Raw genomic sequence first — 25227 nt, 5'->3', positions numbered from 1 at the left:
ATCTAGTGTGATGTTCGTTACACTAACGCAACCTCAGCGATTTGGGAGCGTTAGATGGCGCCACGTGTGCTAGATGGGCGCAGTCTGTTGCTCATACTGTTTGCAATTCTCGGGCTCGCTTGCGCATTCGCGCCGGCGGCGCACGCCAACTCGAGCGGGTCGGCGGAGCGCACCAACCCGATCGTCAAACCGGTTGCGGCCGACCCCAGCATCGTCCGGGGGCCGGATGGGATGTATTACCTGTTCAGCACCTCCGACGATTGGCGTGACGGACGGGGCCTCCGACTGCTGCCCATATTCAAGTCGTTCGATCTGACCAATTGGATGTACGCCGGGACGGTCTTCGACCGGCCTCCCGCGTGGCAATCCGGCAATCGTGGGCTGTGGGCGCCCGACATCCACTACGTCAATGGACAATATCGGCTCTACTACTCGCTCGGCGGCGGCGACAATCCGTGTATCGGTTTGGCGACCGCTGCGAGTCCGACCGGCCCGTGGACCGACCTGGGTCGGGCAGTCTTCTGCGCGAACGACATAGGCATCAAGGGAACAATCGATCCCTTCCTCTGGGCAGACAGCGCCGGTCAGTCGTTGTTCGTCGGCAATTTCCATGGCGTGTATGCGGTTCCGCTCGATGTGGCCGGCAGCGTCCCGGCCGGTAGGCCAGTTCGTGTGGCGGACAACCGGTTCGAAGCCGCGTACGTCGAGCAGCACGACGGGTACTACTACCTCTTCGTTTCAGCAGGAGACTGTTGCACGGGAGCGAGTTCGGCATATCGAGTGTTGGTCGGCAGGTCGACCTCGATCACCGGGCCGTACGTCGATCGCGCGGGTCGGAACCTGAACGAAGGTGGGGGCGATGTGATCCTCGCCGGCAATCAGGCTTGGGTCGGTCCCGGGCACAATGCCGTCGTGGCTGACGACGCGGGCACCGACTGGCTCGTCTATCACGCCACGCCGCGGGACAATCTGTCGCTACCGGGTGGCCTACAGCGCCGTGAGGGAATGATCGATCGCATCGTTTGGGCGAACGGTTGGCCACAGATAGGTAATGGATCGCCGTCTTCCGCTGGTTCGGAACTGCCGGAAGTCCGGCTACCGGTCCGGGTCTCGATGCGGGACGCGAGTGCCAACGCACTCCCGGCGCAGGGCGGCGTGATCAGCGCGACGTTGCGCGTGCAGGCCTTCGCCGACCGCGGGTTCACCGGTCAGGTGTGGGTGGAGGTGACCAAACCGGACGGTGGGCGGTTCGGACCGATCTTCGGCCCCGTCCAAGTCAACCTTCAACCGGGAGCGGTGTTCGAGGTTCCGGTCAGCTACACCGTGGCACAGCAGGACGCGGGAGGAATGTACGACATGGTCGGGTACGCGGGCGGGTTCCCGTTGCAGCCGGTCGAATTCGGCACCACGACGGTATTGAAGTCTGCGCCCTAGGTTGCGGGTACCGGCTAGGGACAGCACTCTTTGCGTCAGGCTGATTGCGACCATCCGCACTGCGCCCAATGCGGCGGCAGAATGGCGGCATGGCTGATTCCACCTGGACGGACGTCGACGACTACCTCGCCACCACGCTGATCGGCAGCGACACTGCCGTGTCCGACGCGCTGGAAGCGAACCATGCGGCGGGTCTGCCCGCCATCGACGTCTCTCCCGCGCAGGGCAAGTTCCTGTCCGTGCTGGCGCGCGCGATCGGCGCAAAGCGAGTGCTCGAAATCGGCACCCTCGGCGGCTACAGCACAATCTGGCTGGCGCGAGCGGTGGGACCGGAAGGCCACGTCACGACGCTGGAATTCGACCCACACCATGCCGAGGTGGCACGAGCCAACCTCGACCGGGCCGGGGTGGGGGAGCGGGTCGACATCCGCGTCGGTGCCGCACTGGAATCGCTGCCCGATATTGCGGGTCCGTTCGACCTGTTCTTCATCGATGCCGACAAGGAGAACAACGCGAACTACGTGGATGCGGCGCTGGCGCGCAGCCGTCCCGGTGCGCTGATCATCGTCGACAACGTGGTGCGCCGCGGCGGCGTGGCCGACGCGGACACCTCGGATCCGGCGATCCTCGGCACGCGTGCGGCAATCGAGCTGATCGCGAACCATCCCCGACTCGACGGGTCGGCGCTGCAGACCGTTGGAGCCAAGGGCTGGGACGGTCTGGCGTTCGCGCTGGTTACCGAGTAGCGGTTTCGCCCGCGAGCTGCGCGATACCGGCCGCGGTCACCACTGGAAGGATCGGGCCGAACGAGCAGCTGCACAGCTCGAGCAGCGCCGGGTCGTCCATCGAATGCTCCGGTGCCTGCATGGCCAGCAGGGTATTCAGCAGCATGCCCTGTGCAAAGAATTCGCGGGCCCGATCGGGGGTGCAGTTCGTGCGCCGCCGGATCAGTTCGTAGATCTGCGACATGCCGGTTCGCGCTTGGGCGCCGATTTCCGGAATCGAACCGGCCACGAAACCGTGCATGAGCACCAGCAGGATGCTCCGGTCGGTGACCAGCTCGCCGTAGACGGCGCCGAGGCGGTCCCAGTACTCCTCGGTCTCCACGTCCGGCGCGTCCGGATCGGCGTCGATCCGGTCGAGTTCGGCAGTGAAAGTGGAGAGGATCGCGTCGATCGAGCGCTGGAAGACCTCGCGGAACAGGTCGGCCTTGGTGCCGAACATGCGCACCACGTACGGCTGGGAAACGCCCGCCTCCCGGGCCACGGCATCTGTGCTGGTGCCCGCGTAGCCGCTCTGGGCGAAGGCTCGCGAGGCGGCCGCGAGGATCTGCTCGCGGCGCTGTGCGGCGCTCATCCGAGTAGTGCGTTCGACTTCTTCGGCGGACATGGTTGACATGTTATCAGTCGATTACTAATCTCCCAATAAGTAATCATCCGATGCTTACAAAGGAGGTGCGCCATGACGACAGTCACCGATCGATCGGTGCTCGAAGAGGCCACGCCACGACCCCCGCGGCGCGCGGTCCCGCTGGGAATCGCGCTGCTCGCCGCGTCGCTGCCGATGTTCATGGCCACGCTGGACAACCTCGTGATGACCAGCGCACTGCCGGTGATCAGCGTCGATCTGTCGGCCGGGGTAGGGGACCTGCAGTGGTTTGTGAACGCCTACACGCTGTGTTTCGCCACATTGATGCTCCCGGCCGCCACCCTCGGCGACCGGCTCGGGCGCCGTCGGGTGTTCCTCGCCGGCATCGTGATCTTCACGATCGCCTCGGCCGCGTCCGCGCTGTCGAACACGCCGGAAATGCTGATCGCCTCCCGCGCGCTGCAGGGCGTCGGCGCCGCCGCGATCATGCCACTCTCGCTCGCTCTGCTCGCGGCAGCGGTTCCGGAAGCCAAGCGCGCCATGGCAATCGGTGTCTGGGGTGGCGTCTCCGGACTCGGTGTCGCACTCGGCCCGGTCGTTGGTGGTGCCGTCGTGGACGGCATCTCCTGGCAGGCGATCTTCTGGCTCAACATTCCGGTGGCCATCGTCGCTATTCCGCTCGTGTTCTTTGCCCTCGGTGAATCGTTCGGACACATTGTGCCCATTGATATTCCGGGCGTGCTGCTGATCGGCGGCGCGGTGTTCGCCGCGGTGTGGGGAGTCGTGCACGGCAACGACGACGGCTGGACTTCGCTGTCGGTGCTGGGCACCTTGCTTGCCGCGACCGTGCTGGTCATCGCGTTCGTGGTGCGGGAGGCTCGTACCCGGTACCCCGTCGTCCCGCTGCGGCTATTCCGCTCGCGGAGCTTCTCGATGGCAAACGTTGTGGCCCTTGGCTTCTCGCTTGGCATGATGGGTGCGGTGTTCCTGCTCTCGCAGTACCTCCAGATCGTGATGGGGTACACGCCGTTGCAGGCCGGTCTGCGCACACTGCCGTGGACCGCGGCGCCGATGGTGGTCGCGCCGATCGCCGGAATGCTGGTGGGGCGCCTCGGCGTTCGGCCGCTGCTGACCGTCGGTCTGACGTTGCAGGCCCTGTCGCTGGCATGGATGGCCGTGATCATCGTGCCCGGCCTCGACTACATCGACGTCGTCCCGGCGTTCGTGATGGCCGGTGTCGGCATGGGCCTGACGTTCGCACCCAGCGCCTCCGCTGTCCTCGCGGACATGGCCGAGGCCGACCACGCCACCGCGAGCTCGATCAACTCGACAGTGCGCGAGATGGGTATCGCCATCGGCGTCGCGGTCCTGACCGCCGTATTCCTCGCGGCGGGTGGAGCGCTCACTCCCGCCGGCTACGCCGATGGATTGCGTCCGGCATTGATCGTGGGCGCGCTGGCGGTCGCTGTGGGAGTCGTCGCGTCGCTGTTCATCCCGGCCCGGACCGGAAAGACGCAGGAGTTGGTCGCGGCAGGCTGATCTGGCGGTACGTCAGGGTTGGCCAGGGAACGGCACCGTCACCGGTGCCGTTCCCAATATCGCGCGCCAAGCCGCGAGGCGAACCGCGGATTCGGTGAGAGCGTCGATGCCGGTGCGGCGGGTGTGCTCGGATTCGGCGCGTTCGATCACCGATCGCCACGCAACCGCGGTGTCGTTCTCGATGGTCGCGGCGAGTTGTGCCGCGGTGATCGGGTCGACAACCGGGAACGGCACGGTGTAACCCGAGTCGGCAACAGGGGCGGGGACACTCGCGGCGTTCAACGCGTCGATCGTGGCGTCACGGCGCGCACGATGGGCTGCGCTGTTCGAAGCGATCAGGTCCGCCCGCTGCGGATTCGAGAACGCCGCCACGACCCCGTAGGCGAAAACCGCGGCATGCTCGGCACGAAGGGCATCGACAAGACTCTGCTGCTCGGGCCCGAGCGAAGCCTGCTTGCGCATGAGATCGACGTCGCTCATGCGAGCACGATCCCGGCATGCGTGGCACAGGCGGCGCTGATCGACCCGAGCAGCCCGGCACGGTAATCCGATTGGGTGCGTGCAAGATCGGCAGCTTCGCGCTGGGAGCGCAGCAGCCGGTTGCGCAGTTCGTCGACGGTCGGCGGCGGTACCGGCGGCGGGACCGGGGCCGGCAGGCCATCGACCGTGGGCGCGGTCCCATCCTCATAATTCCCTGCTGCCCTAATGATTTCATCGTTCAGTGCGGCCGCGTGGGCGGTGCGCTCGTCGGCGATCGTCTGCAGCGCGGGACCCCGTTGCGGGGCGAGCGCAATCGCTGCTACCGCGGCGGCGGAATCGGCGTAAGCGCGTGCGGCGGCGTCGATCAACGGATCGGCGGCAGCGGGTTCGTCCGCGGTATCCGAGCTCGCGCATGCCGTTGCCACGTCGGCCACGATCACCGCGGCGACGGTGGCGGTCATCAGCCGAAGCGAGGATCGCCGGGAGAGCCGGCTTCGAAGGGTGGCTGTGAGCACCGCTACATGTTGCCACGCGACTTGGGCATATCCGCTCAGGCTGGGATCGGGCGGGCCAATCGCGGGTTACGCTGGATATCCGCAGCGAACAAGCCCCCGCGAGACAACAGTTCGACCGACAACTGAACCAGGAGCCCGAGAGATGCCGATGCCGTCCGAGGAAAAGGTGTCCGACCTCGTCGCCGCCGTGATCGAAGGCCTGGGGTTCGATCTCGAAGGGGTTCAGATCAGTCGCGCGGGAAGGCTGAGCACCGTCCGGATCCTGGTCGACGGCGAAGCTGGGGTATCGCTTGACGAAATCGCGACCCTGAGCAACGAAGTGTCTGCGAAACTCGACACGATCGATGATTTCGGCGCGGCGCCATACACGTTGGAAGTCACCACTCCCGGGACCGATCGTCCGCTCACGCTCGAGCGGCACTGGCGCCGAGCGCGGGGGCGCAAAGTGCAGGTGCAGACCGCGACCGAGACCTTCGAAGGCCGCGTCGGGCAACTCGACGACGGCTCGGTCGACATCGTGATCCGCAGCAAGTCCGGTCCCACCGTTCGGGCGCTCGCGCTCGATGAGGTGGAGCGAGCGGTCGTGCAGGTGGAGTTCTCGCCGCCGAATGCCCGCGAACTCGAATTGACCGGTGGGGTCGCCGAGGGGCGGCCGGCACCGGGTGCGGCGCCGGTAGATCTCGAGCACGAAGGGACCGACGAATGAACATCGACATCGCCGCGCTGCGCGCCATCGAGGCCGAGAAGGGGATCTCGATCGAGACGGTGATCGCGACAATTCAGTCCGCACTGCTCACCGCCTACAGGCATACCGAGGGGCATCAGCCCAATGCCCGCATCGACGTCGACCGCAAGACCGGGGTCGTGCGTGTCATGGCCTACGAGACCGACATGGACGGCAACCTCCTTCAGGAGTGGGACGACACCCCTGAGGGATTCGGCCGGATCGCTGCGACAACTGCGCGGCAGGTCATCCTGCAGCGGCTGCGCGACGCCGAGCACGAGCGCACCTTCGGTGAGTTCGCCACACACGAGGGCGAGATCGTCGGCGGTGTCATTCAGCGCGACAGCCGCCTCAACGCGCGCGGCACCGTCGTGGTGCGGATCGGCAGTGACGCGAACGGCGCCGACGGCCTGATCCCGCCGGCCGAGCAGGTGCCGGGCGAGACCTACGAACACGGCGACCGGATCAAGTGCTACGTCGTCGGCGTCTCCCGCGGCGCGCGCGGCCCGCAGATCACACTGTCGCGGACCCACCCGAATCTGGTGCGCAAGCTGTTCGCGCTCGAGGTGCCCGAGATCGCGGACGGCTCCGTGGACATCGTCGCGGTTGCCCGCGAGTCGGGGCACCGTTCGAAGATCGCCGTGCGGTCCAACGTCGCCGGGCTGAACGCGAAGGGCGCGTGCATCGGCCCCATGGGTCAGCGGGTGCGCAACGTGATGAGCGAACTCGCCGGCGAGAAGATCGACATCATCGATTACGACGACGACCCGGCGAGGTTCGTCGGGAATGCGCTGTCGCCATCGAAGGTTGTATCGGTCACAGTTGTGGACCCGGATGCCCGCGCTGCGCGGGTGATCGTGCCGGACTTCCAGCTGTCACTTGCCATTGGTAAAGAGGGCCAGAACGCACGTCTCGCTGCACGGCTCACCGGTTGGCGAATCGACATTCGGAGTGACGCCGCCACGGGCGCTGCGGAAGCGGACCGGCCTGCGGGCCCCGGCGTCGGCAGGCTGTAGGGCCGGATGCGGAGTTCGGGCCAAATCAGCGGTAGAGTAGTCGATGGTTCAGCATGAGCCTCCGGTTTCCGCTCGCAATCGCACCTCATTACCGGTGCGAACGTGTGTCGGATGCCGGAAGCGTGAGCTGTCCGTCGACCTGCTGCGGGTTGTTGCACGAGAGAGCGGGCCGAAAGGCTGGGTAATCGTGCCGGACCCGCAGCGACGGCTTCCAGGACGGGGTGCGTGGCTGCACCCGGAGACCGGATGCCTGAGCAATGCAGAGCGGCGCCGAGCATTCGGCAGAGCATTACGAGTGTCCGGACATTTGGATATCTCAGCTGTTGAGCAGTACCTAGAGAACAGGCACGAGCACTCATGAGCACACCGTGAAGCACCAACGATGAACGTCCATCGGAGATAACCCGAGGTCGTGTGGGCCCCCGGAGACCGGGAATGTCGCGCTCGACCTCTCAGTGAGGAGAGCAGTGGCAGGCAAGGCCCGCGTGCACGAGTTGGCCAAAGAACTCGGTGTCACAAGCAAGGAACTACTCGCAACGCTCAAGGAGCAGGGCGAGTTTGTGAAATCGGCGTCGTCGACGGTGGAAGCACCCGTCGCTCGTCGCCTGCGTGAATCTTTCGGAACCAAGACCCCCGCCGCGCCGAAGAACGGCACGTCCGCCGAGACTGCCGCCAAGCCGGCCGGTTCGGCGACCCCGCGTCCGTCCTCGGGTCCGCGTCCCGGCCCGCGTCCGGCCCCGGCAGCACCCGCCGCACCTGCGGCTACCGCTGCGCCGGCAGCTCCGGCCGCGCCCGCCGCCGAGGCCCCGGCCGCGCCCGAGGTGTCTTCGCCCAGGCCTACTCCGGCTCCGCGCCCGCAGGCTCCGGCCCCGGCGGCTCCCGTTGCCCCAGCGGCCAGCGCGACCCCGGCCGCGCCCGCAGCGCCGGCGGGACCGAAGCCCGGTCCGAAGGCTCCGCGCGTTGGTAACAACCCGTACTCCTCGGCTCCGGTCGAGCGTCCCGCGCCGCGTCCGGCACCGGGTGCTCCCCGTCCCGGTGGCCCGCGTCCGATGCCCGGTCAGGGCGGTCCCCGTCCGCAGGGCGGCGCGCGTCCGGCTCCCGGTCAGGGCGGTCCGCGTCCGGCTCCGGGCCAGGGCGGTCCCCGTCCGAGCCCCGGCTCGATGCCCCCGCGCCCGAACCCGGGTGCCATGCCTGCTCGCTCCGCACGCCCCGCGCCCGGTGGCGCAGGTCGCCCGGGTCGTCCCGGTGGTGCGCCCGGCCGTCCGGCCGGCGCCGGCGGCGGTGGCGGCGGCTACCGCGGTGGTGGTGGCGGTGCTCCCGGTGCAGGCGGCGCGCCCGCAGCCGGTGGTGGCGGCGGTTTCCGCGGTCGTCCCGGTGGTGGCGGTGGCGGCGGTGGCCGTGGTCGCGGCGGTGCCGCGGGTGCCTTCGGGCGTCCGGGTGGCGCTCCGCGCAAGGGCCGCAAGTCGAAGCGGCAGAAGCGCCAGGAATACGACGCAATGCAGGCGCCCGCCGTTGGTGGCGTGCGGCTGCCCCGCGGCAACGGCGAGACCATCCGGCTTGCCCGCGGCGCTTCGCTGTCCGACTTCGCCGAGAAGATCGATGCGAACCCGGCAGCCCTGGTCCAGGCGCTGTTCAACCTCGGCGAGATGGTCACGGCCACTCAGTCGGTGAACGACGAGACGCTCGAGCTGCTCGGCGGCGAGATGAACTACGTCGTCCAGGTTGTCAGCCCGGAGGACGAGGACCGCGAGCTGCTGCAGTCGTTCGACCTCACCTACGGCGAGGACGAGGGCACCGAGGAAGACCTCGAGTCGCGTCCGCCGGTGGTGACCGTCATGGGTCACGTCGACCACGGTAAGACCCGCCTGCTCGACACGATCCGTAAGGCGAACGTTCGTGAGGGCGAGGCCGGCGGCATCACCCAGCACATCGGTGCCTACCAGGTCGGCGTCGACTTCGAAGACGCCGAGCGTCTGGTCACCTTCATCGACACCCCGGGTCACGAGGCGTTCACCGCCATGCGTGCCCGTGGCGCGAAGGCCACCGACATCGCGATCCTCGTGGTCGCGGCCGACGACGGCGTCATGCCGCAGACGGTTGAGGCGATCAACCACGCCCAGGCGGCCGACGTGCCGATCGTGGTCGCGGTGAACAAGATCGACAAGGAGGGCGCCGACCCGGCGAAGATCCGTGGTCAGCTCACCGAGTACGGCCTGGTCGCAGAGGAGTACGGCGGCGACACGATGTTCGTCGACATCTCCGCCAAGCAGGGCACCAACATCGAGGCGCTGCTCGAGGCTGTGCTGCTCACCGCAGACGCATCCCTCGACCTGCGGGCCAACCCCGACATGGAGGCCCAGGGTGTCGCGATCGAGGCGCACCTCGACCGTGGCCGCGGCCCGGTTGCGACCGTGCTCATCGCACGCGGAACCCTGCGCGTCGGCGACTCGATCGTCGCCGGTGACGCGTACGGCCGTGTGCGCCGCATGGTCGACGAGCACGGCGACGACGTCGAGGCGGCCCTGCCGTCGCGGCCGGTTCAGGTCATCGGCTTCACGTCGGTGCCGGGTGCAGGCGACAACCTGCTCGTGGTCGACGAGGACCGGATCGCTCGCCAGATCGCCGACCGCCGCAACGCCCGCAAGCGCAACGCGCTCGCTGCGCGTAGCCGCAAGCGGATCAGCCTGGAAGATCTGGATGCCGCGCTGAAGGAAACCAGCGAGCTCAACCTGATCCTCAAGGGCGACAACGCCGGTACCGTCGAGGCCCTGGAAGAGGCGCTGCTCGGCATCGAGATCGACGACGAGGTGCAGTTGCGCGTCATCGACCGCGGTGTCGGTGGCATCACCGAAACCAATGTCAACCTCGCCTCGGCGTCGAACGCGATCATCATCGGGTTCAACGTGCGTGCCGAGGGCAAGGCGACCGAGCTGGCCAACCGCGAGGGCGTCGACATCCGGTACTACTCGGTGATCTACCAGGCGATCGACGAGATCGAGAAGGCCCTCAAGGGCATGCTCAAGCCGGTCTACGAAGAGGTCGAGCTGGGTCGGGCCGAGATCCGGGCGCTGTTCCGGTCGTCGAAGGTCGGTCTCATCGCCGGCTGCATGGTCACCGGTGGCATTCTCCGGCGGAACGCGAAGGCGCGCCTGCTGCGCGACAACGTGGTTATCGCCGAGACGACGACCATCTCCTCGCTCAAGCGGGAGAAGGACGATGCCACCGAGGTGCGCGAGGGCTTCGAATGTGGCCTCACGCTGACCTACAACGACATCAAGGAAGGCGACATCATCGAGGCCTACGAGTTGCGCGAGAAGCCGCGCGACTAGACACGATGTGACCGTGCGCGGTTGACGAGCCTGGTCGGCCCGGCTTCCGTAGCCGAGCCGAACCAAAGCTCGGAGGCCGCGCACGGAGTCGTCGGAAGGAGGCTGCGTTGTTCCTCGGCGCGCTCGAGATCGACGTCCTCCTCGGTGATGTGCGTTCATTGAAAGAAAAGCGGTCCGTCGTACGGCCGGTGCTAGCCGAACTCCAGCGATTCGGTGTGTGCGCCGTCGAGGCGGGCGAACTGGATCGATACCGCCGGAGTTTGCTCGGTGTAGCGGTCGCCAGCTCCGGTATGAGTCACCTCAACGAGGTACTCGACAGGTGCGAACGGCACGTGGCCGCGCGGCCCGAACTGCAACTGCTTGCCGTGCGGCGGCGGATCTTCGGTCCGGAAGACTGAAAGGGGCGAAACGTCATGGTCGACCATCCGAGAGCAGTACGACTGGCGAAGCGGATCGCGACGATCGTCGCCACTGCCATCGAACACGAGATCAAAGATCCGCGGCTGCGCTTTGTCACCATCACCGATGCAAAGGTGACCGGCGATTTGCGCGATGCCACCGTGTTCTACACGGTCATGGGCGCCGAGATCGACGCGGAACCGGATCTCGCTTCCGCCGCTGCCGGGCTGGAAAAGGCCAAGGGCGTACTGCGGTCGAAGGTCGGCGCCGGCACAGGAGTGCGCTTCACCCCGACGCTCACGTTCGTGTACGACAAGGTTCCCGATGTGGCCCGCCACATGGACGAACTGCTTGCGCGCGCCAGGGAGGCCGATGACGCGGTTGCCCAGGTCCGTGCGAATGCGGTGCCTGCCGGTGACGCGGATCCGTACAAGAGCGCCGAAACCGATGGCGACGACGACACCAGCGAAGCCCGGTAGCGGAGAAGAATGACAGCGCTCTCCGACGCCGGAACGGCTGTGCCCGATCTGGCCGCTGCGCTCGCAGCTATCGACGCCGCGAAAACGGTGACCGTGCTGTGTCACGTCAACCCCGACGCCGATTCGCTCGGCAGCGGGCTTGCCCTCGCGATCGCACTGGGGCGCAGGGGCGTTGCGGTGCAGGTCGCGTTCGCGGAGCCGGACGAGGTGCCGGTCTCGATGCGCTCCCTGCCCGGTGTCGAATTCGTCGTTCCTGCAACAGAAGTCGCGCGTGAGGTGGATCTGGTGATCACCGTCGACTGTGCGAGCGAGGGGCGGCTCGGCTCGCTCGGCGACCGGCTCGCAAGCGCGGGTACGTCTGTGGTCATCGACCACCACCGGTCCAATCAGCATTTCGGTGCGCTCAACGTCATCGACGACTCCGCGGAGTCGACGAGCTCGGTGGTGGCGCGGCTGCTCGATGAGCTCGGTATCCCCATCGACCGCGACATCGCGCACTGCCTGTTCGCTGGTCTCGTCACCGACACCGGCTCGTTCCGCTGGGTGCAGCCCGGTTCGCACGCCTTCGCAGATCGGTTGCTGGCCACCGGAATCGACGGCAAGGAGATCACCCGCGTCCTGCTCGACACCCATCCGTTCGGGTGGCTGCCGATGCTCTCGCGGGTGCTCGGCACCGCCACCCTGGTGCCCGAGGCACACGGCGGTGACGGCCTGGTATACGCGATCGTGCGCACCGAGTACGCGGCCGGATTGCGTTCCGAGGAAGTCGAGAGCGTGATCGACATCGTGCGGACCACCTCGGAGGCGTCCATCGCCGCCGTGTTCAAGCAGGTTGCCGCCCGGCCCGGTGAGTGGTCGGTGTCGCTGCGCTCGCGTGACAACGTGGATATCGGCGCAATCGCGACCGGACGCGGCGGCGGGGGGCACCGGTTCGCCGCGGGCTACACCGCCCACGGTTCGGCCGAGGCCGTCGTCGCCGAACTTCGCGCCGCGCTGGGCTGACACGGTGGCCGAAACGGATGCGGACGCGGGCGCGCGCCGGATCCTCGGCCTTGCCCTACCGGCGCTCGGTGTACTTGTCGCCGAACCGCTTTACCTTCTCTTCGACACCGCGGTCGTCGGCCGCTTGGGCGCACTCGCGCTCGCGGGCCTCGCGGTCGGCGGCCTGATCCTCACTTTGGTCAGCACTCAGCTGACCTTCCTGTCCTATGGCACCACCGCCCGCTCCGCCCGCATGCATGGCGCGGGTGACCGGCCCGCCGCGGTGCGTGAGGGCATTCAGGCCACGTGGCTGGCGCTGGGGATCGGCACGGTCATCGTCATTGTGATGCAGGCGCTGGCTGCCCCGGTCACCGAGTTGATCGCGGGCAGCGACGACATCGCGACCGAGGCCCTCGAATGGTTGCGGGTCGGCCTGTTCGGTGCGCCGCTGATCCTCATCGGCATGGCCGGTAATGGCTGGATGCGCGGTGTGCAGAACACCTTGCGCCCGTTGCGTTTTGTGATCGCGGGCCTGGTCGTATCGGCGGTGCTGTGCCCGCTGCTCGTGCACGGCCTTGCGGGCGCGCCGCGGCTCGAGCTCGTCGGATCCGCGATCGCCAATGTGGCGGGACAGTCCATCTCGGCCGTGCTGTTCGTCGGCGCACTCGTCCGCGAGGGGGAGAGCCTGCGGCCCGATCCGACGGTGATGCGCAAGCAACTCGTCCTCGGCAGGGACCTCATCGCTCGCAGCCTCGCGTTCCAGGCCTGCTTCGTGTCCGCCGCCGCCGTCGCGTCCCGCTTCGGCGCGGCGACTGTTGCCGCCCATCAGGTGGTGCTGCAGCTGTGGAACTTCATTGCGCTGACCCTGGATTCGCTCGCGATCGCGGCGCAGGCATTGGTCGGTGCGGCGCTGGGAGCCGGCCACGCGCCGGAAGCCAAGCGGATGGCCTGGCGGATCACCGCGTGGTCCACGGTGTTCTCTCTCGTCCTCGCCGCGGTGTTCGCGGCTGGTCATGCGGTGATCCCGCAGATCTTCACCGCTGATCCCGAGGTCCTCGACCAGGTCGGCATCGCCTGGTGGTTCTTCGTTGCCGTGATGCCGCTCGCCGGTGTCGCCTTCGCCCTCGACGGCGTGCTGCTCGGCGCGGGCGATGCGGCGTTCCTGCGCAATGCGACTCTCGGCAGCGCGGTGGTCGGCTTCCTGCCGCTCATCTGGATGTCGTTGGCGTTCGACTGGGGGCTGGCGGGGATCTGGACCGGCCTGTTCCTGTTCCTCGCGCTGCGCACGCTGAGCGTGGTGTGGCGCACCGCGTCCGGGAAGTGGGCCGTCGTCGGCACCGATATTCAGCGGCGGGCGCGCCCCGAAACCGCGGGGTGAATGGAAGCATTCGTCCCGCTGAACGCACCAAATCTTCCATTCACTGATTGCCCGAACGTTTCCCTCGACCGGAGTGAACGGAAGCGTTCACTCCGTTCAACGCAACATTTCTTCCGTTCACCGGCCGAGGTGTGCAGCGCAGACGGGTCAAACGGTTTGACGCCGCCGCCCCCGATACACCTGTACCGGGTCGATCGGCTCACCTCGTCCCCGCGTGATCGGGTAGAACGCGAGCCCGATCAGCACCGAGCTGAAATGGCCCACCGCGGTGAAGTTCAGGTCCACCAGCAACGGCGTGCCATAGACGATCAGGACCGCGGCGAGATACACCCAGCGCCACCGCCCGGCGACGTGGTAGGTCAGCACGCCGATGACACCCGCGAGGAAGTAGCTGACCCCGATATCGCGGGTATCAACGAGCGCGGGATTCGCCATGCCCCGGTCGATCGCGATGGCGAGCGACCCCTCGCTGATGTACGTGGCGAGGACATGCGCGGTCAGGCCGACGGCCAGCCATCGCCACGCCCCGAGCCAGCGTTCCGCGGTGGCGTGGAAGATCGAGAAGAGCACGAGGTAGGGCAGCCAGCGTCCGCCGTCGATCCAGAACAGGCTGCTGACCAGCACGTGCAGCGGATCGCTCGCGAGATGGGCCAGATTCGTGGATCGCTCGCCGAGCACCGTGTTCAGCGCCGAGGGCGACAGTCGGTGTTGCACGATCGTCGTGACGAGCAGGATTGCCAGCCACGCGTAGGTCACGGGCGCGGATGCGATGTAGTTGCGGACCGCCGCGAATCCCGCTGTCCATCGGCTGGTGCGTTCGGCGTTGTGCGCCATGGGTTCTCCCCGTCACAGCTCTGGCGCGATCGTACGCGCCCGTGATTGGGCTGGCAGGATCATGCGCATGAGCCGTCCCACGGGTGCCCCGATCCGCATCGCCGGCCTGCCCAACCTGCGTGATGTCGGCGGCTGGCCGACCTCCGACGGCGGCCGGGTTCGCCGCGGCATGCTCTACCGGTCCGTGGAACTCAACCGGCTCGACGCCGATGGCGTGAACTCGTTCGCCGCGCTGGGTATCCGCACCGTGTTCGACTTGCGCACCGAGCACGAGCGCACCGCACAGCCCGACAATCTGCCCGAGGGCACCCGGCACGTGGTCGCCGATGTGCTCGCCGACAGCATGGGCGCCGCGGCCGCACACCTGCTCGAACTGCTCGAAGACCCCGCCGGCGCGGCGAAGTTGCTCGGTGACGGCGCGGCGGCGAAGGAGGGACTGGCCGAGAGCTACCGGAATATCGTCGGCTCGAACAGCGCACTCTCCGCGTACCGCACGGTGTACACCGACCTCGTCGACCCGCAGGGGCATCCCGCGCTCATCCACTGCACCACCGGCAAGGACCGCACCGGCTGGGGCGCCGCGGCGCTGCTGATGTTGCTCGGTGTCGACGACGCCGACGTAATGAGCGACTACCTGCTGACCAACGAGGAGTTGCTGCCCTCGTTCGCGCCGCTTTTCGAGCGTTTCGCGGAGGGCGGCGGCGATCCGGCGGTGCTTGCGCTGATCCTCGGGGTACGGCAGGAGTACCTGGAAACCGGCATCGCGGAGATGCGCACCCGGTTCGGTGATATCGAGGGCTACTTCGCGTCGGGGCTGGGGTTCGACGAGGCGACCATGGCCGGCCTTCGCGACATCTTCGTCGAGCCCGCCTGACGCACACGCGCTCACCTGCGAATACGCCCGGCCGAGTCGCGCTGCCCGGACCCGCGGGCACGGTACGGGGTGCCGATACGGCACAGTTGAAACCATGGCACCGAAGTTGATGGCGGTGAGCGATATTCATGTCGGTCACCGGGGCAATCGGCCGATCACCGAACAGATCGAGCCCGATTCGCCGGAGGACTGGCTGATCCTGGCCGGCGATGTCTCGGAGAAGACCGACGACATCCGCTGGGCTCTCGAACTGATGCGCAGCCGGTTCGCCAAGGTCATCTGGGTGCCCGGAAACCACGAACTGTGGACGACCGCCAAGGATCCCGTTCAGATGCACGGCGCGGCGCGCTACGACTACCTGGTCAATATGTGCCGCGACATCGACGTGATCACGCCCGAAGATCCGTACCCGGTGTGGGAGCACGACGAATCCGGTCCGATCACGCTGGCGCCGATGTTCCTGCTCTACGACTACTCGTTCCTGCCGAGCGGGGCGACGAACAAGGGTGAGGGGCTCAAGATCGCACGCGACAAGAACGTCGTGTGCACCGACGAGTTCCTGCTCGCGTCGGAGCCGTACGTCACTCGCGACGCATGGTGCCGTGCGCGGCTTCAGCAGACCCGTGAGCGCCTCGACGCGCTGCCGCCGGACACCCGGCTCGTCCTGATCAACCACTGGCCGCTGGTGCGCCAGCCGACCGAGGTGCTGTTCTACCCGGAGTTCGCCCTGTGGTGTGGCACCACCGAGACCGCGGACTGGCACAAGCGCTACAACGTGGTCTGCTCCGTGTACGGCCACCTGCACATCCCGCGCACGACCTACTACGACGGCGTTCGCTTCGAGGAGGTCTCGGTCGGCTACCCGCGCGAGTGGCAGCGGCGCGGACTGCCCGAGCAGTTGCTGCGCCAGATCCTGCCGGTGCCGGAGTACCCGCCGGGCGCACTCAACAAGTGGGGCGGACATTTCAAGGTGACGCCCGAGATGGAGGCCGAGGTCGAGAAGATGCGGGCAAAGACTCGATGATCGAACAGATCCTGCCCGCGGGCGTCGCGTCGGCCGAGTTGCGCGAGTTTCCCGCCGGTCTTGTCCCGCTTCCTGCCGAGGAGCCGCTGATCGCTCGCGCCGTGGAAAAGCGCCGCCGCGATTTCATCGGTGCCCGGCATTGCGCCCGGATCGCGCTCGGCAAGCTCGGTGAGCCGCCGGCCGCGATTATGAAGGGGGAGAAGGGGCAACCGCTGTTCCCGAGTGGCATCGTCGGCAGTCTCACGCACTGCGAGGGCTACCAGGCCGCGGTGCTCGCGCATGCGATGCGGTTCCGCTCGGTCGGTATCGACGCCGAACCGCACGAGCCGCTGCCGGATGGGGTGCTCGATGCGGTGAGCCTGCCCGCGGAGCGGGAGTGGTTGTCTCGCAACGATTCCGGCCTGCATCTGGACCGGCTGCTGTTCTGTGCGAAGGAGGCCACGTACAAGGCGTGGTTCCCGGTCACCGAGCGCTGGCTCGGGTTCGAGGACGCGCACATCACCTTCGAGACCACCGAATCGACCGACAGCACCGCCACGGGCACTTTCCACAGCGATCTGTTGATCGACGGCAAAGCCCTTGCTGGTCCGCCACTGGCCTCCTTCGATGGGCGCTGGCTGATTACCGACGGCTACATCTTTGCCGCGATCGTGGTGTCGTGATGAGTGATCCCATCGGTGGCGCCGGCCTGCTGATCGTCGACAAGGACGGCGGCATGACCAGCCACGATGTCGTTGCGAAGTGCCGGAAGCTGCTGAAAACCCGCAAGATTGGACACGCGGGCACGCTCGACCCGATGGCCACCGGGGTGCTGGTACTCGGAGTCGAGCGCGCCACGAAGATGCTCGGTCTGCTCGCGCTCACCACCAAGGCGTACTCCGCGACGATCCGGCTCGGCGCCGCGACCACGACCGACGACGCCGAGGGGGAGGAACTCTCGCGCGCCGACGCGTCCGGTTGTACCGACGAGGCCATCGCGGCCGGGATCGCCGCGCTCACCGGGGATATCGAGCAGGTGCCCGCGACGGTGAGCGCGATCAAGGTCGACGGCAAGCGCGCCTATGCCCGGCACCGCGAGGGGGAGCAGGTCGAACTCCCGGCCCGCCCGGTCACGGTGTCCCGCTTCGGTGTCGACGCCCGCCGCGACGTGGGGCAGTTCGTCGATCTCGATGTCTCGGTCGAATGCTCCTCGGGCACCTACATCCGGGCGCTGGCGCGGGACCTCGGCGCCGGGCTCGGCGTCGGCGGCCACCTGACCGCGTTGCGCCGCACCCGCGTCGGCCCGTTCACCCTCGAGCAGGCGCACACGCTGGCCGAAATCGCCGACGACCCGCGCGTAAGCATGGATATCGACGATGTTGCGCGAATCGCCTTCCCGCACAGATCGATCGACGACGCCCAGGCAGAGGATCTGCGGCACGGCCGCTGGCTCGAGCCGGTCGGGATGAAGGGCGTTTACGCCGCGATCGATCCGGCGGGCCGGGCAATCGCGTTGCTGGAGGAAAGCGGCCGCAGGGCCGCCTCGGTGATGGTCGTGCGTCCGTCGAACCTGTGAAGCACGCGCTGAAGATCAGTCCGTGACGAGCCAGATCGCCTGTGCGGCAATGCTCCCCAGGTCCACCGGGTCGACTCCCGGTTCGCCGAGCCGGATCGCGACGGTGCCGGCGAAGTCGCGCCGCTCCACCACCGTGATCTGGGTGTCGAGCGCGATCCCGACCGAGTCGAAGTAGCGCAGCATCGCCGGGTCCTTGTCCGAGATGCGCGCAACCCGGCCGGACTGGCCGTTGTCCAGGTCGCTGAGCTGGCGGGCGGGTGGGGTCGGAATGTCGCCGTTCACCGACGGAATCGGGTCGCCGTGTGGGTCACGCTCGGGATGACCGAGCTTGCTGTCGATCCGGGCCATCAGCAGGTCCGACACGGCGTGTTCGAGCACCTCGGCCTCGTCGTGTACTTCATCCCAGCCGTACCCGAGTTCGTTCACCAGGAACGTCTCGATCAGCCGGTGCTTGCGCACCATCGCAACCGCCGCGGCACTACCGGCCGGGGTGAGCTGGATCGAGCCGTAGCGGGCGTGATCGACCAGTCCCTGATCGACGAGTTTGCGCACCGCCTCGGACACTGTCGAGGCCGATACCCCGATGCGTTCGGCGAGCAACTTGGTGGACACCGGCTCGGTGGACCACTCGCGGGCCGTCCAGATGACCTTCAGGTAGTCCTGGGCGACGGACGTCAGTGCGGCGCGTGCCTCCACGGACGCGGCGACCGTAGCGGTGGCCTGTCCTGTTCGCTGTCGTTTGCCGGGCACACGAAATAGCTTAGCCGCGCCTATGCGTTGCGGTCCGTAGCTCGGGCGCCGGAGATACCGGATTCGCCACTCAGCGCGCTTCGCGCTGGTTGGGTGTTCCCACGCGCAGGCCGCTGGGCGAGTGCTGGAAGGTGAGGGATGTGCGGCCCGGAACGCCGCTGAGTTGTCGATCGGTGCTGGTGCAGGGGTGCCGACGGCGGGCGCGGGTTCAACCGCGAGTGCCGTCATGCCGCCGGCGGCGGCGAATCGTATGGGTTTCATGCCGAGCGTCCTTCCCCGACAGGCGGGGGCGAGTGATGCTTCGGGGTGCCCTCCGCTCGGCGAATAAACCTCTGTGGGCTGTCCGAATCGAGTCGAACGTGACGCTGCGTCTGCGGTTCACCTAGGCTGCCCATGTGCAGAGGTGGCGTGGGCTCGACGAAATACCTGCCGACTGGGGCCGTTGCGTTCTCACGATCGGCGTGTTCGACGGTATGCATCGCGGGCACATGCAATTGATCTCGCGTGCGGTGGAATCGGCCGCGGCCCGTGGCGTGCCGAGTGTGCTGATGACCTTCGATCCACACCCGATGGAAGTGGTTCGTCCCGGCAGCCATCCGGCGCAGTTGACCACCCTGTCGCGGCGTGCGGAACTGGCCGAGCAACTCGGTCTCGATGTCTTCTGTGTCATGCCGTTCACGACCGACTTCATGAAGCTGACGCCCGGCCGCTACGTGCACGATCTGCTCGTCGAGCGGTTGCACGTGCTGGAAGTGGTGGTCGGAACGAACTTCACCTTCGGCAAGAAAGCCACCGGCACCATCGAGACGATGGAGGACATGGGGCACACGTTCGGCTTCGAAGTGGAAGGCGTCAAGCTGCTCGAGGAGCATGCGGTGACGTTCTCCTCGACCTATATCCGATCCTGTGTCGACGCCGGTGATGTGCAAGCGGCCGCCGAGGCGCTGGGCCGCCCGCACCGCGTGGAAGGCGTTGTCGTGCACGGCGATGGCCGTGGTCGCGCGCTCGGCTTCCCGACCGCGAATGTGGCGCCGCCCATGCATGCCGCCATCCCGGCGGACGGGGTCTATGCCGGCTGGTTCACCGTGCTCGGGCCTGGCCCGACGATCGGCGAGGTCACGGCAGGCGAACGCGCCAAGGCCGCGATCTCGATCGGCACGAACCCCACTTTCTCCGGCCGCACCCGCACCGTCGAGGCGTTCGTACTCGAGGGCGAGGCCGATCTGTACGGCCAGCACGTCGCGGTCGACTTCGTCGAGCACCTGCGCGGCATGGAGAAGTTCGATTCGGTGGACGATCTGATCGTCGCGATGGGCCGTGACGCCGAGAAGGCCCGCGCGGTACTCAGCGCATCCGGGTCCTGAGCTGGGGAGTACCGCTCGGGGCGATTGGGTGACGTGAGAACGCCCTGGTAGGCTGGGTCGCTGTGTGTGCTGCGGTTCGCGGCGGCCACACCGATCGGCCTGGGCTCGCCCAGGCGTTTCCCGCGGACTTGATTACCAGGAGTAAAGCGTGTCGCTAACCACCGAGCAGAAGAAGCAGATCCTTTCCGAGTACGGACTGCACGAGACCGACACCGGTTCGCCGGAGGCGCAGGTCGCAATGCTCACCAAGCGCATCATCGACCTCACCGAGCACCTCAAGCAGCACAAGCATGACCACCACTCGCGTCGCGGCCTGCTGCTGCTCGTCGGTCGTCGTCGCCGCCTGCTGAAGTACATCCAGAGGGTCGACGTCGCGCGTTACCGCTCGCTCATCGAGCGCCTCGGCCTGCGCCGCTGATCGCGGAACAGCGCCGATAAGGCAAAGCAATACCGAGCCGAATCGCTGCGGGGGCACTCGACTCCCGCCGCTGTCGGACACGCTCGCGAAGTAGCCAACTGGGTAACGCCTAGAATTACCCCGTTGGCTACTCGTGTTTTGTGCGAAAGTTCGCAGCGCGGGTCGGCTCAACACATAACGTGGATGCCGCGCATCCGCACCACAGCCGTATGCACCTGCCCGGCGTGGCGTCGGTCTTCGGTAGTGGCTTTTCGGTCCCAACCCGTGGGGGATCCGGAAGGCTTCGATCGATGACCGCCTCCGCGCAGCCGCGTCCCGCGGCGATTGGGACGCAGCCGCGTCCATAAGCACAACGAGGGGACGCGAGCGAGGTGCACACGACCGGCCAGGAGGGCTGGGTCGTGTCCCGCGGGTACGGCGAAGACGAGAGGTAGAGAGAAACAGATATGACGCAAACGCAGGATTCGCCCAGCACCGCAGTGGAGGTCGACGAGGGCGTCTTCGAGTCGGTCGCCGTGATCGACAACGGGAGCTTCGGTACCCGCACCATCCGCTTCGAGACCGGCCGTCTCGCCCAGCAGGCCGCCGGCGCCGTCGTCGCGTACCTCGATGACGAGACCATGCTGCTGTCCGCCACCTCGGCGAGCAAGCAGCCCAAGGAACACTTCGACTTCTTCCCGCTCACCGTGGACGTCGAGGAGCGGATGTACGCCGCCGGCCGCATCCCCGGCTCGTTCTTCCGCCGCGAGGGCCGTCCGTCGACGGACGCCATCCTCACCTGCCGCCTGATCGACCGCCCGCTGCGCCCGTCCTTCGTGGATGGCCTGCGCAACGAGATCCAGGTCGTGGTGACCGTGCTCAGCCTCGATCCCAAGGACCTGTACGACGTGGTGGCGATCAACGCCGCCTCGGCGTCCACCCAGATCGCGGGCCTGCCGTTCTCCGGCCCGGTCGGTGGCGTGCGTGTCGCGCTGGTGACCAGCGAGGACAACAAGTCCGGCCAGTGGGTCGCATTCCCGACCGTCGAGCAGCTCGAGACCGCCGTGTTCGACATGGTCGTCGCGGGCCGGGTCGTCTCGGGTGCCGGTGACAGCGCCGACGTCGCGATCATGATGGTCGAGGCCGAGGCCACCGACAACGTCATCGAGCTCATCGGTGGCGGCGCGCAGGCCCCGACCGAGGCGATCGTCGCCCAGGGCCTCGAGGCCGCGAAGCCGTTCATCGCACGCCTGTGCAAGGCCCAGCAGGATCTGGCCGAGAAGGCCGCGAAGCCGACCGGCGAGTACCCGACGTTCCCGGCATACCAGGACGACGTGTACGCCGCTGTCGAGTCCGCCGCGTCCGGCAAGCTGTCGGAGGCGCTGACCATCGCCGGCAAGCAGGAGCGCGACGACCGCACCGACGAGATCAAGGTCGAGGTCCTCGACGCGGTCGCCCCGACCTTCGAGGGCCGCGAGAAGGAAATCGGCGCAGCGTTCCGCTCGCTGACGAAGAAGCTTGTGCGCCAGCGCATCCTGCGTGACAAGTTCCGCATCGACGGTCGCGGCATCACCGACATCCGGTCGCTGTCGGCCGAGGTCGCGGTCATCCCGCGGGCGCACGGCTCGGCGCTGTTCGAGCGCGGCGAGACCCAGATCATGGGTGTCACCACGCTGGACATGGTCAAGATGGCGCAGCAGATCGACTCGCTCGGTCCCGAGAAGAGCAAGCGCTACATGCACCACTACAACTTCCCGCCGTACTCGACCGGTGAGACCGGCCGCGTCGGTTCGCCGAAGCGCCGCGAGATCGGCCACGGCGCGCTCGCCGAGCGTGCGCTGATGCCGGTGCTGCCGAGCCAGGAAGAGTTCCCGTACGCGATCCGCCAGGTCTCGGAGGCGCTCAGCTCCAACGGATCCACCTCCATGGGCTCGGTGTGCGCGTCGACGCTGTCGCTGCTCAACGCCGGTGTGCCGCTCAAGGCTCCGGTCGCGGGCATCGCGATGGGCCTGGTGTCCGACGAGGTCGACGGGGAGACCCGCTACGTCGCGCTGACCGACATCCTCGGCGCCGAGGACGCGTTCGGTGACATGGACTTCAAGGTCGCCGGTACCCGCGAGTTCGTCACCGCCCTGCAGCTCGACACCAAGCTCGACGGCATCCCCTCGCAGGTGCTCGCCGGTGCGCTTTCGCAGGCGCACGACGCGCGCACCACGATCCTGGACGTCATGGCCGAGGCCATCGACGCCCCGGACGAGATGAGCCCGTTCGCGCCTCGCGTCACCGCGATCAAGGTCCCGGTGGACAAGATCGGTGAGGTCATCGGCCCCAAGGGCAAGATGATCAACTCGATCACCGAGCAGACCGGTGCGAACATCTCCATCGAGGACGACGGCACCGTGTTCGTCGGCGCCACCGATGGTCCGTCTGCGCAGGCCGCGATCGACATGATCAACGCCATCGCGAACCCGCAGCTGCCCAAGGTCGGCGAGCGGTTCCTCGGCACCGTGGTGAAGACGACCGCGTTCGGCGCGTTCGTCTCGCTGCTGCCCGGCCGTGACGGCCTGGTGCACATCTCGAAGCTGGGCAATGGCAAGCGGATTGCCAAGGTCGAGGACGTGGTGAACGTCGGCGACAAGCTGCGCGTCGAGATCGCCGATATCGACAACCGCGGCAAGATCTCGTTGGTCCCGGTCGAAGAAGAGGGCGCGGCGCCTGCTGAGGCGCCCGCGGAAGCTCCTTCGGAGGCCTGAGGCTCATAACGCGAAGCCCCGCACACCGTCTGAACCCAAGGCTGGTGTGCGGGGCTTTTCGCTGTGGGGCCTTGGTTAGTCGGCCGCGTCGAGTTTCGCCGCGATGTCGGCGGGGAAGCCGCCGGTCGCTATCGGTCCCCAACCGGTGAGCGTGATGCGGATGATCGATTTGTTCTGCACCCGCATCGCCGCGCGGTATTCGTCCCAGTCGGGGTGTTCGCCGGAGATGCACCGGAAGTAGTCGACGAGAGCGTCTTCCGCCTCCGGCATGTCGAGAACCTCGGCGGTGCCGTGCACCTGCACCCAGGCGTCGTTCCACCCGTCGGAGAGCACGAGCACGCTCACCGCCGAGTTGCGGCGGGCATTGTTCGCTTTCGCGCGATCCGGATACGTGGAGATCGTGATCCGGACTTCGGCGTCGACGCCGCCGGTCACCGGGGAGAGTTGCACAGATCCGTCGGCGCGGGTCGTCGCCAGGATCATGCGATGCCGCGGACGGAGGAATTCGATCAGGTCGACGCGCTCGACGGCGCGGTTGGTAGCCACCTTTCGTGCCATTCGGCGAGGCTACTGGCGAGGCGCTGCCGCCGCCAACCGCATAGCGGCCGGTTTGCGGGTGCCGGTCGTTGCCGGGTCGTGACGCCGCGTTTTCGCCATATCGCCATGCCGGTTCGCGCTTTTTGTTTGTCTGGGGGCGTGACCACAGCCAACGTTGTGCGCACCGAGGGGCAGACGCGCAATCTGATCCTGGCCACCTGGGTGTCGGCGATCAACTTCTGGGCCTGGAACATGATCGGGCCGCTGTCGACGCGGTACGCGGAGGCGATGTCGCTCAGCAGCACCCAGGCGTCCTTGCTGGTCGCGACCCCGATCCTGGTCGGGGCGATCGGCCGGATCGTGGTGGGCGCGCTGACCGACCACTACGGCGGCCGGGTCATGTTCATTGCCATCTCGGTGGCCTCGATCCTGCCGGTACTCGCCGTCGGATTTGCAGGCAGCATCGATTCCTATGCGCTGCTGCTGATATTCGGCTTCTTCCTCGGCATAGCGGGCACGATCTTCGCGGTCGGAATTCCGTTCGCGAACAACTGGTATCCGGCTTCCCGGCGGGGTTTCGCGACCGGCGTTTTCGGCATGGGCATGGTCGGCACGGCGCTGTCGGCGTTCTTCACGCCGCGCTTCGTGAACTGGTTCGGCCTGATGACAACGCACGTGATCATCGCGGTCGCGTTGGCGGTCACCGCAGCGGTGTGTTTCGTCGTCATGCACGACTCGCCGACCTTCACACCGAACCTCGACCCGGTGGTGCCGAAGCTTGCCGCCGCGGCGAAACTGCCGGTCACCTGGGAGATGTCGTTCCTGTACGCGATCGTCTTCGGCGGCTTCGTCGCCTTCAGCAACTACCTGCCGACCTACATCAAGACCATCTACGACTTCGATGCGGTCGGAGCGGGCACCCGCACCGCCGCCTTCGCGCTTGCCGCGGTCGTTGCGCGGCCGATCGGCGGCACCATCTCCGACCGCATTCCGCCCAAATTCGTGGTGGTGTTCTCGCTCGCCGGCACCGCGGTGATGGCGGTGGTGGCAACTTTCCAGCCGCCGGCCGACTTCTGGTCCGGGGCCACGTTCACCGCTATGGCGGTCTTCCTCGGCTTGGGCACCGGCGGTGTCTTCGCCTGGGTGAGTCTGCGCGCACCCGCGGCCCGCGTTGGCAGTGTCACCGGCATCGTCGCTGCCGCGGGCGGTCTCGGCGGATACTTCCCGCCGCTGGTGATGGGCGCGACCTACAACGAGGCGAACAACGACTACACGGTGGGCTTGTTGCTGCTGGCGATCGTCGCGGGCGCTGCGTTGCTGTACACCGTGTTTCGACTGCACACCCGCGAGCCCGACAGGACGTGAGGAGGGTCCATGGCCGCACGTATCGGTGGACCGGTGGAGGATCTGCTCGTCGGCAGTGGGCGGTTCTTCCGGCCCGGTGAGGTTTCCGCGGACCGGAGGACGGTCGAACGACGCGGCGGGCGCGAAGGCGAT

The 25227-nt window shown here is 67.4% G+C and carries 25 protein-coding genes; 19 read left to right on the top strand and 6 right to left on the bottom strand.

Annotated features, from left to right (window positions below; genetic code table 11):
* The first annotated feature begins 87 nt into the window (after window positions 1-87).
* Both A8G08_RS12755 and A8G08_RS12750 read left to right on the top strand, forming a co-directional pair.
* Window positions 88-1434: a family 43 glycosylhydrolase gene (locus A8G08_RS12755; protein ID WP_169823303.1), complete on the top strand. Its 1347-nt coding sequence runs from the start codon at window positions 88-90 to the stop codon at window positions 1432-1434.
* 89 nt (window positions 1435-1523) lie between these two features.
* On the top strand, window positions 1524-2180 hold the full coding sequence (locus tag A8G08_RS12750) for an O-methyltransferase (protein WP_068274333.1): 657 nt from the start codon (window positions 1524-1526) through the stop codon (window positions 2178-2180).
* Here A8G08_RS12750 and A8G08_RS12745 read toward each other — a convergent pair.
* Window positions 2170-2832 (bottom strand): TetR/AcrR family transcriptional regulator, encoded by a 663-nt coding sequence (locus A8G08_RS12745; RefSeq protein WP_084436149.1) that lies wholly within the window; start codon window positions 2830-2832, stop codon window positions 2170-2172. The genes A8G08_RS12750 and A8G08_RS12745 overlap by 11 nt on opposite strands.
* A gap of 63 nt (window positions 2833-2895) precedes the next feature.
* Between A8G08_RS12745 and A8G08_RS12740 the strand changes: the two genes are divergently transcribed.
* The gene (locus A8G08_RS12740; protein WP_068274306.1) at window positions 2896-4341 is read left to right on the top strand and encodes a DHA2 family efflux MFS transporter permease subunit; all 1446 of its coding nucleotides are present in this window, start codon (window positions 2896-2898) and stop codon (window positions 4339-4341) included.
* 12 nt (window positions 4342-4353) lie between these two features.
* On the opposite strand, the gene A8G08_RS12735 is transcribed toward A8G08_RS12740, so the two are convergent.
* On the bottom strand, window positions 4354-4821 hold the full coding sequence (locus tag A8G08_RS12735; RefSeq protein ID WP_084436148.1) for a ferritin-like domain-containing protein: 468 nt from the start codon (window positions 4819-4821) through the stop codon (window positions 4354-4356).
* A complete protein-coding gene (locus A8G08_RS12730; protein ID WP_157108547.1) occupies window positions 4818-5282 on the bottom strand; it encodes a hypothetical protein in 465 nt (154 codons plus the stop codon). Before A8G08_RS12730 ends, A8G08_RS12735 begins: the two co-directional genes overlap by 4 nt.
* 196 nt (window positions 5283-5478) lie before the next feature.
* Here A8G08_RS12730 and rimP point away from each other — a divergent pair, with 196 nt between their 5' ends.
* The 8 genes from rimP to A8G08_RS12695 all read left to right on the top strand — a co-directional run bounded on the left by rimP (window position 5479) and on the right by A8G08_RS12695 (window position 13642).
* Window positions 5479-6042 carry a ribosome maturation factor RimP gene (gene rimP / locus A8G08_RS12725; protein WP_068274301.1) on the top strand — a complete coding sequence of 188 codons (564 nt, stop codon included), beginning with the start codon at window positions 5479-5481 and terminating at the stop codon, window positions 6040-6042.
* Window positions 6039-7076 (top strand): transcription termination factor NusA, encoded by a 1038-nt coding sequence (nusA, locus tag A8G08_RS12720; RefSeq protein ID WP_068274299.1) that lies wholly within the window; start codon window positions 6039-6041, stop codon window positions 7074-7076. Before rimP ends, nusA begins: the two co-directional genes overlap by 4 nt.
* Window positions 7077-7119: 43 nt before the next feature.
* On the top strand, window positions 7120-7437 hold the full coding sequence (locus tag A8G08_RS26680) for a YlxR family protein (protein ID WP_084436147.1): 318 nt from the start codon (window positions 7120-7122) through the stop codon (window positions 7435-7437).
* Window positions 7438-7543: 106 nt separating this feature from the next.
* Entirely contained in the window at window positions 7544-10405 is a 2862-nt protein-coding gene (gene infB / locus A8G08_RS12715) for a translation initiation factor IF-2 (protein WP_068274297.1), read from the top strand.
* Window positions 10406-10512: 107 nt separating this feature from the next.
* Window positions 10513-10803 carry a DUF503 domain-containing protein gene (locus A8G08_RS26675; protein ID WP_084436146.1) on the top strand — a complete coding sequence of 97 codons (291 nt, stop codon included), beginning with the start codon at window positions 10513-10515 and terminating at the stop codon, window positions 10801-10803.
* 15 nt (window positions 10804-10818) lie between these two features.
* Window positions 10819-11283, top strand: a complete 465-nt coding sequence (gene rbfA, locus A8G08_RS12705) for a 30S ribosome-binding factor RbfA (protein WP_068274294.1) — start codon at window positions 10819-10821, stop codon at window positions 11281-11283.
* 9 nt (window positions 11284-11292) lie between these two features.
* Window positions 11293-12285: a DHH family phosphoesterase gene (locus A8G08_RS12700; protein ID WP_068274293.1), complete on the top strand. Its 993-nt coding sequence runs from the start codon at window positions 11293-11295 to the stop codon at window positions 12283-12285.
* A 4-nt stretch (window positions 12286-12289) separates the two neighbouring features.
* Complete coding sequence (locus A8G08_RS12695; protein ID WP_068274292.1) at window positions 12290-13642, top strand: MATE family efflux transporter; 1353 nt, start codon at window positions 12290-12292, stop codon at window positions 13640-13642.
* A 147-nt stretch (window positions 13643-13789) separates the two neighbouring features.
* Here the strand turns inward: A8G08_RS12695 and A8G08_RS12690 are convergent, their stop codons facing one another.
* On the bottom strand, window positions 13790-14476 hold the full coding sequence (locus A8G08_RS12690) for a rhomboid-like protein (protein WP_068274291.1): 687 nt from the start codon (window positions 14474-14476) through the stop codon (window positions 13790-13792).
* 67 nt (window positions 14477-14543) lie between these two features.
* Here A8G08_RS12690 and A8G08_RS12685 point away from each other — a divergent pair, with 67 nt between their 5' ends.
* The 4 genes from A8G08_RS12685 (at window position 14544) to truB (ending at window position 17929) form a co-directional block, all read left to right on the top strand.
* The gene (locus tag A8G08_RS12685; RefSeq protein ID WP_222844265.1) at window positions 14544-15350 is read left to right on the top strand and encodes a tyrosine-protein phosphatase; all 807 of its coding nucleotides are present in this window, start codon (window positions 14544-14546) and stop codon (window positions 15348-15350) included.
* Between the two features lie 94 nt (window positions 15351-15444).
* Window positions 15445-16374 (top strand): metallophosphoesterase family protein, encoded by a 930-nt coding sequence (locus A8G08_RS12680; protein ID WP_068274287.1) that lies wholly within the window; start codon window positions 15445-15447, stop codon window positions 16372-16374.
* Window positions 16371-17036 (top strand): 4'-phosphopantetheinyl transferase Npt, encoded by a 666-nt coding sequence (npt, locus tag A8G08_RS12675; protein ID WP_068274285.1) that lies wholly within the window; start codon window positions 16371-16373, stop codon window positions 17034-17036. The genes A8G08_RS12680 and npt overlap by 4 nt, the downstream gene beginning before the upstream one ends.
* Window positions 17036-17929, top strand: coding sequence for a tRNA pseudouridine(55) synthase TruB (gene truB / locus A8G08_RS12670; RefSeq protein WP_068274284.1), 894 nt, complete (start codon window positions 17036-17038; stop codon window positions 17927-17929). Before npt ends, truB begins: the two co-directional genes overlap by 1 nt.
* 15 nt (window positions 17930-17944) lie before the next feature.
* Here truB and A8G08_RS12665 read toward each other — a convergent pair whose 3' ends face one another.
* Entirely contained in the window at window positions 17945-18625 is a 681-nt protein-coding gene (locus tag A8G08_RS12665; RefSeq protein WP_068274282.1) for a metal-dependent transcriptional regulator, read from the bottom strand.
* A gap of 449 nt (window positions 18626-19074) precedes the next feature.
* Here A8G08_RS12665 and A8G08_RS12660 point away from each other — a divergent pair, with 449 nt between their 5' ends.
* From A8G08_RS12660 to A8G08_RS12650, 3 genes are all read left to right on the top strand, one after another.
* Complete coding sequence (locus A8G08_RS12660) at window positions 19075-20043, top strand: bifunctional riboflavin kinase/FAD synthetase (RefSeq protein WP_068274275.1); 969 nt, start codon at window positions 19075-19077, stop codon at window positions 20041-20043.
* Window positions 20044-20191: 148 nt separating this feature from the next.
* A complete protein-coding gene (rpsO, locus tag A8G08_RS12655; protein ID WP_068274273.1) occupies window positions 20192-20461 on the top strand; it encodes a 30S ribosomal protein S15 in 270 nt (89 codons plus the stop codon).
* A 446-nt stretch (window positions 20462-20907) separates the two neighbouring features.
* Entirely contained in the window at window positions 20908-23193 is a 2286-nt protein-coding gene (locus A8G08_RS12650; RefSeq protein WP_068274271.1) for a polyribonucleotide nucleotidyltransferase, read from the top strand.
* A gap of 75 nt (window positions 23194-23268) precedes the next feature.
* Here the strand turns inward: A8G08_RS12650 and A8G08_RS12645 are convergent, their stop codons facing one another.
* Window positions 23269-23751, bottom strand: a complete 483-nt coding sequence (locus tag A8G08_RS12645; RefSeq protein ID WP_068274269.1) for a PPOX class F420-dependent oxidoreductase — start codon at window positions 23749-23751, stop codon at window positions 23269-23271.
* 138 nt (window positions 23752-23889) lie between these two features.
* Here A8G08_RS12645 and A8G08_RS12640 point away from each other — a divergent pair, with 138 nt between their 5' ends.
* Window positions 23890-25095 (top strand): MFS transporter, encoded by a 1206-nt coding sequence (locus A8G08_RS12640; RefSeq protein ID WP_068274267.1) that lies wholly within the window; start codon window positions 23890-23892, stop codon window positions 25093-25095.
* Window positions 25096-25227 lie beyond the last annotated feature (132 nt).

It is taken from the genome of Aldersonia kunmingensis, from assembly GCF_001646865.1.
Lineage (GTDB): Bacteria > Actinomycetota > Actinomycetes > Mycobacteriales > Mycobacteriaceae > Aldersonia > Aldersonia kunmingensis.
The sequence above is the reverse complement of the archived record's forward strand: the minus strand, read 5'-3'. Positions and strand labels throughout refer to the sequence as shown.

What these genes read in the sequence shown, in the direction of transcription:
- A8G08_RS12750 (WP_068274333.1), top strand. Translation starts at nt 1,524, where the DNA reads ATGGCTGATTCCACCTGGACGGACGTCGACGACTACCTCGCCACCACG.
- A8G08_RS12745 (WP_084436149.1), bottom strand. Translation starts at nt 2,832, where the DNA reads ATGTCAACCATGTCCGCCGAAGAAGTCGAACGCACTACTCGGATGAGC.
- A8G08_RS12740 (WP_068274306.1), top strand. Translation starts at nt 2,896, where the DNA reads ATGACGACAGTCACCGATCGATCGGTGCTCGAAGAGGCCACGCCACGA.
- A8G08_RS12735 (WP_084436148.1), bottom strand. Translation starts at nt 4,821, where the DNA reads ATGAGCGACGTCGATCTCATGCGCAAGCAGGCTTCGCTCGGGCCCGAG.
- A8G08_RS12730 (WP_157108547.1), bottom strand. Translation starts at nt 5,282, where the DNA reads ATGACCGCCACCGTCGCCGCGGTGATCGTGGCCGACGTGGCAACGGCA.
- rimP (WP_068274301.1), top strand. Translation starts at nt 5,479, where the DNA reads ATGCCGATGCCGTCCGAGGAAAAGGTGTCCGACCTCGTCGCCGCCGTG.
- nusA (WP_068274299.1), top strand. Translation starts at nt 6,039, where the DNA reads ATGAACATCGACATCGCCGCGCTGCGCGCCATCGAGGCCGAGAAGGGG.
- A8G08_RS26680 (WP_084436147.1), top strand. Translation starts at nt 7,120, where the DNA reads ATGGTTCAGCATGAGCCTCCGGTTTCCGCTCGCAATCGCACCTCATTA.
- rbfA (WP_068274294.1), top strand. Translation starts at nt 10,819, where the DNA reads ATGGTCGACCATCCGAGAGCAGTACGACTGGCGAAGCGGATCGCGACG.
- A8G08_RS12700 (WP_068274293.1), top strand. Translation starts at nt 11,293, where the DNA reads ATGACAGCGCTCTCCGACGCCGGAACGGCTGTGCCCGATCTGGCCGCT.
- A8G08_RS12690 (WP_068274291.1), bottom strand. Translation starts at nt 14,476, where the DNA reads ATGGCGCACAACGCCGAACGCACCAGCCGATGGACAGCGGGATTCGCG.
- A8G08_RS12685 (WP_222844265.1), top strand. Translation starts at nt 14,544, where the DNA reads ATGAGCCGTCCCACGGGTGCCCCGATCCGCATCGCCGGCCTGCCCAAC.
- A8G08_RS12680 (WP_068274287.1), top strand. Translation starts at nt 15,445, where the DNA reads ATGGCACCGAAGTTGATGGCGGTGAGCGATATTCATGTCGGTCACCGG.
- npt (WP_068274285.1), top strand. Translation starts at nt 16,371, where the DNA reads ATGATCGAACAGATCCTGCCCGCGGGCGTCGCGTCGGCCGAGTTGCGC.
- truB (WP_068274284.1), top strand. Translation starts at nt 17,036, where the DNA reads ATGAGTGATCCCATCGGTGGCGCCGGCCTGCTGATCGTCGACAAGGAC.
- A8G08_RS12650 (WP_068274271.1), top strand. Translation starts at nt 20,908, where the DNA reads ATGACGCAAACGCAGGATTCGCCCAGCACCGCAGTGGAGGTCGACGAG.
- A8G08_RS12645 (WP_068274269.1), bottom strand. Translation starts at nt 23,751, where the DNA reads ATGGCACGAAAGGTGGCTACCAACCGCGCCGTCGAGCGCGTCGACCTG.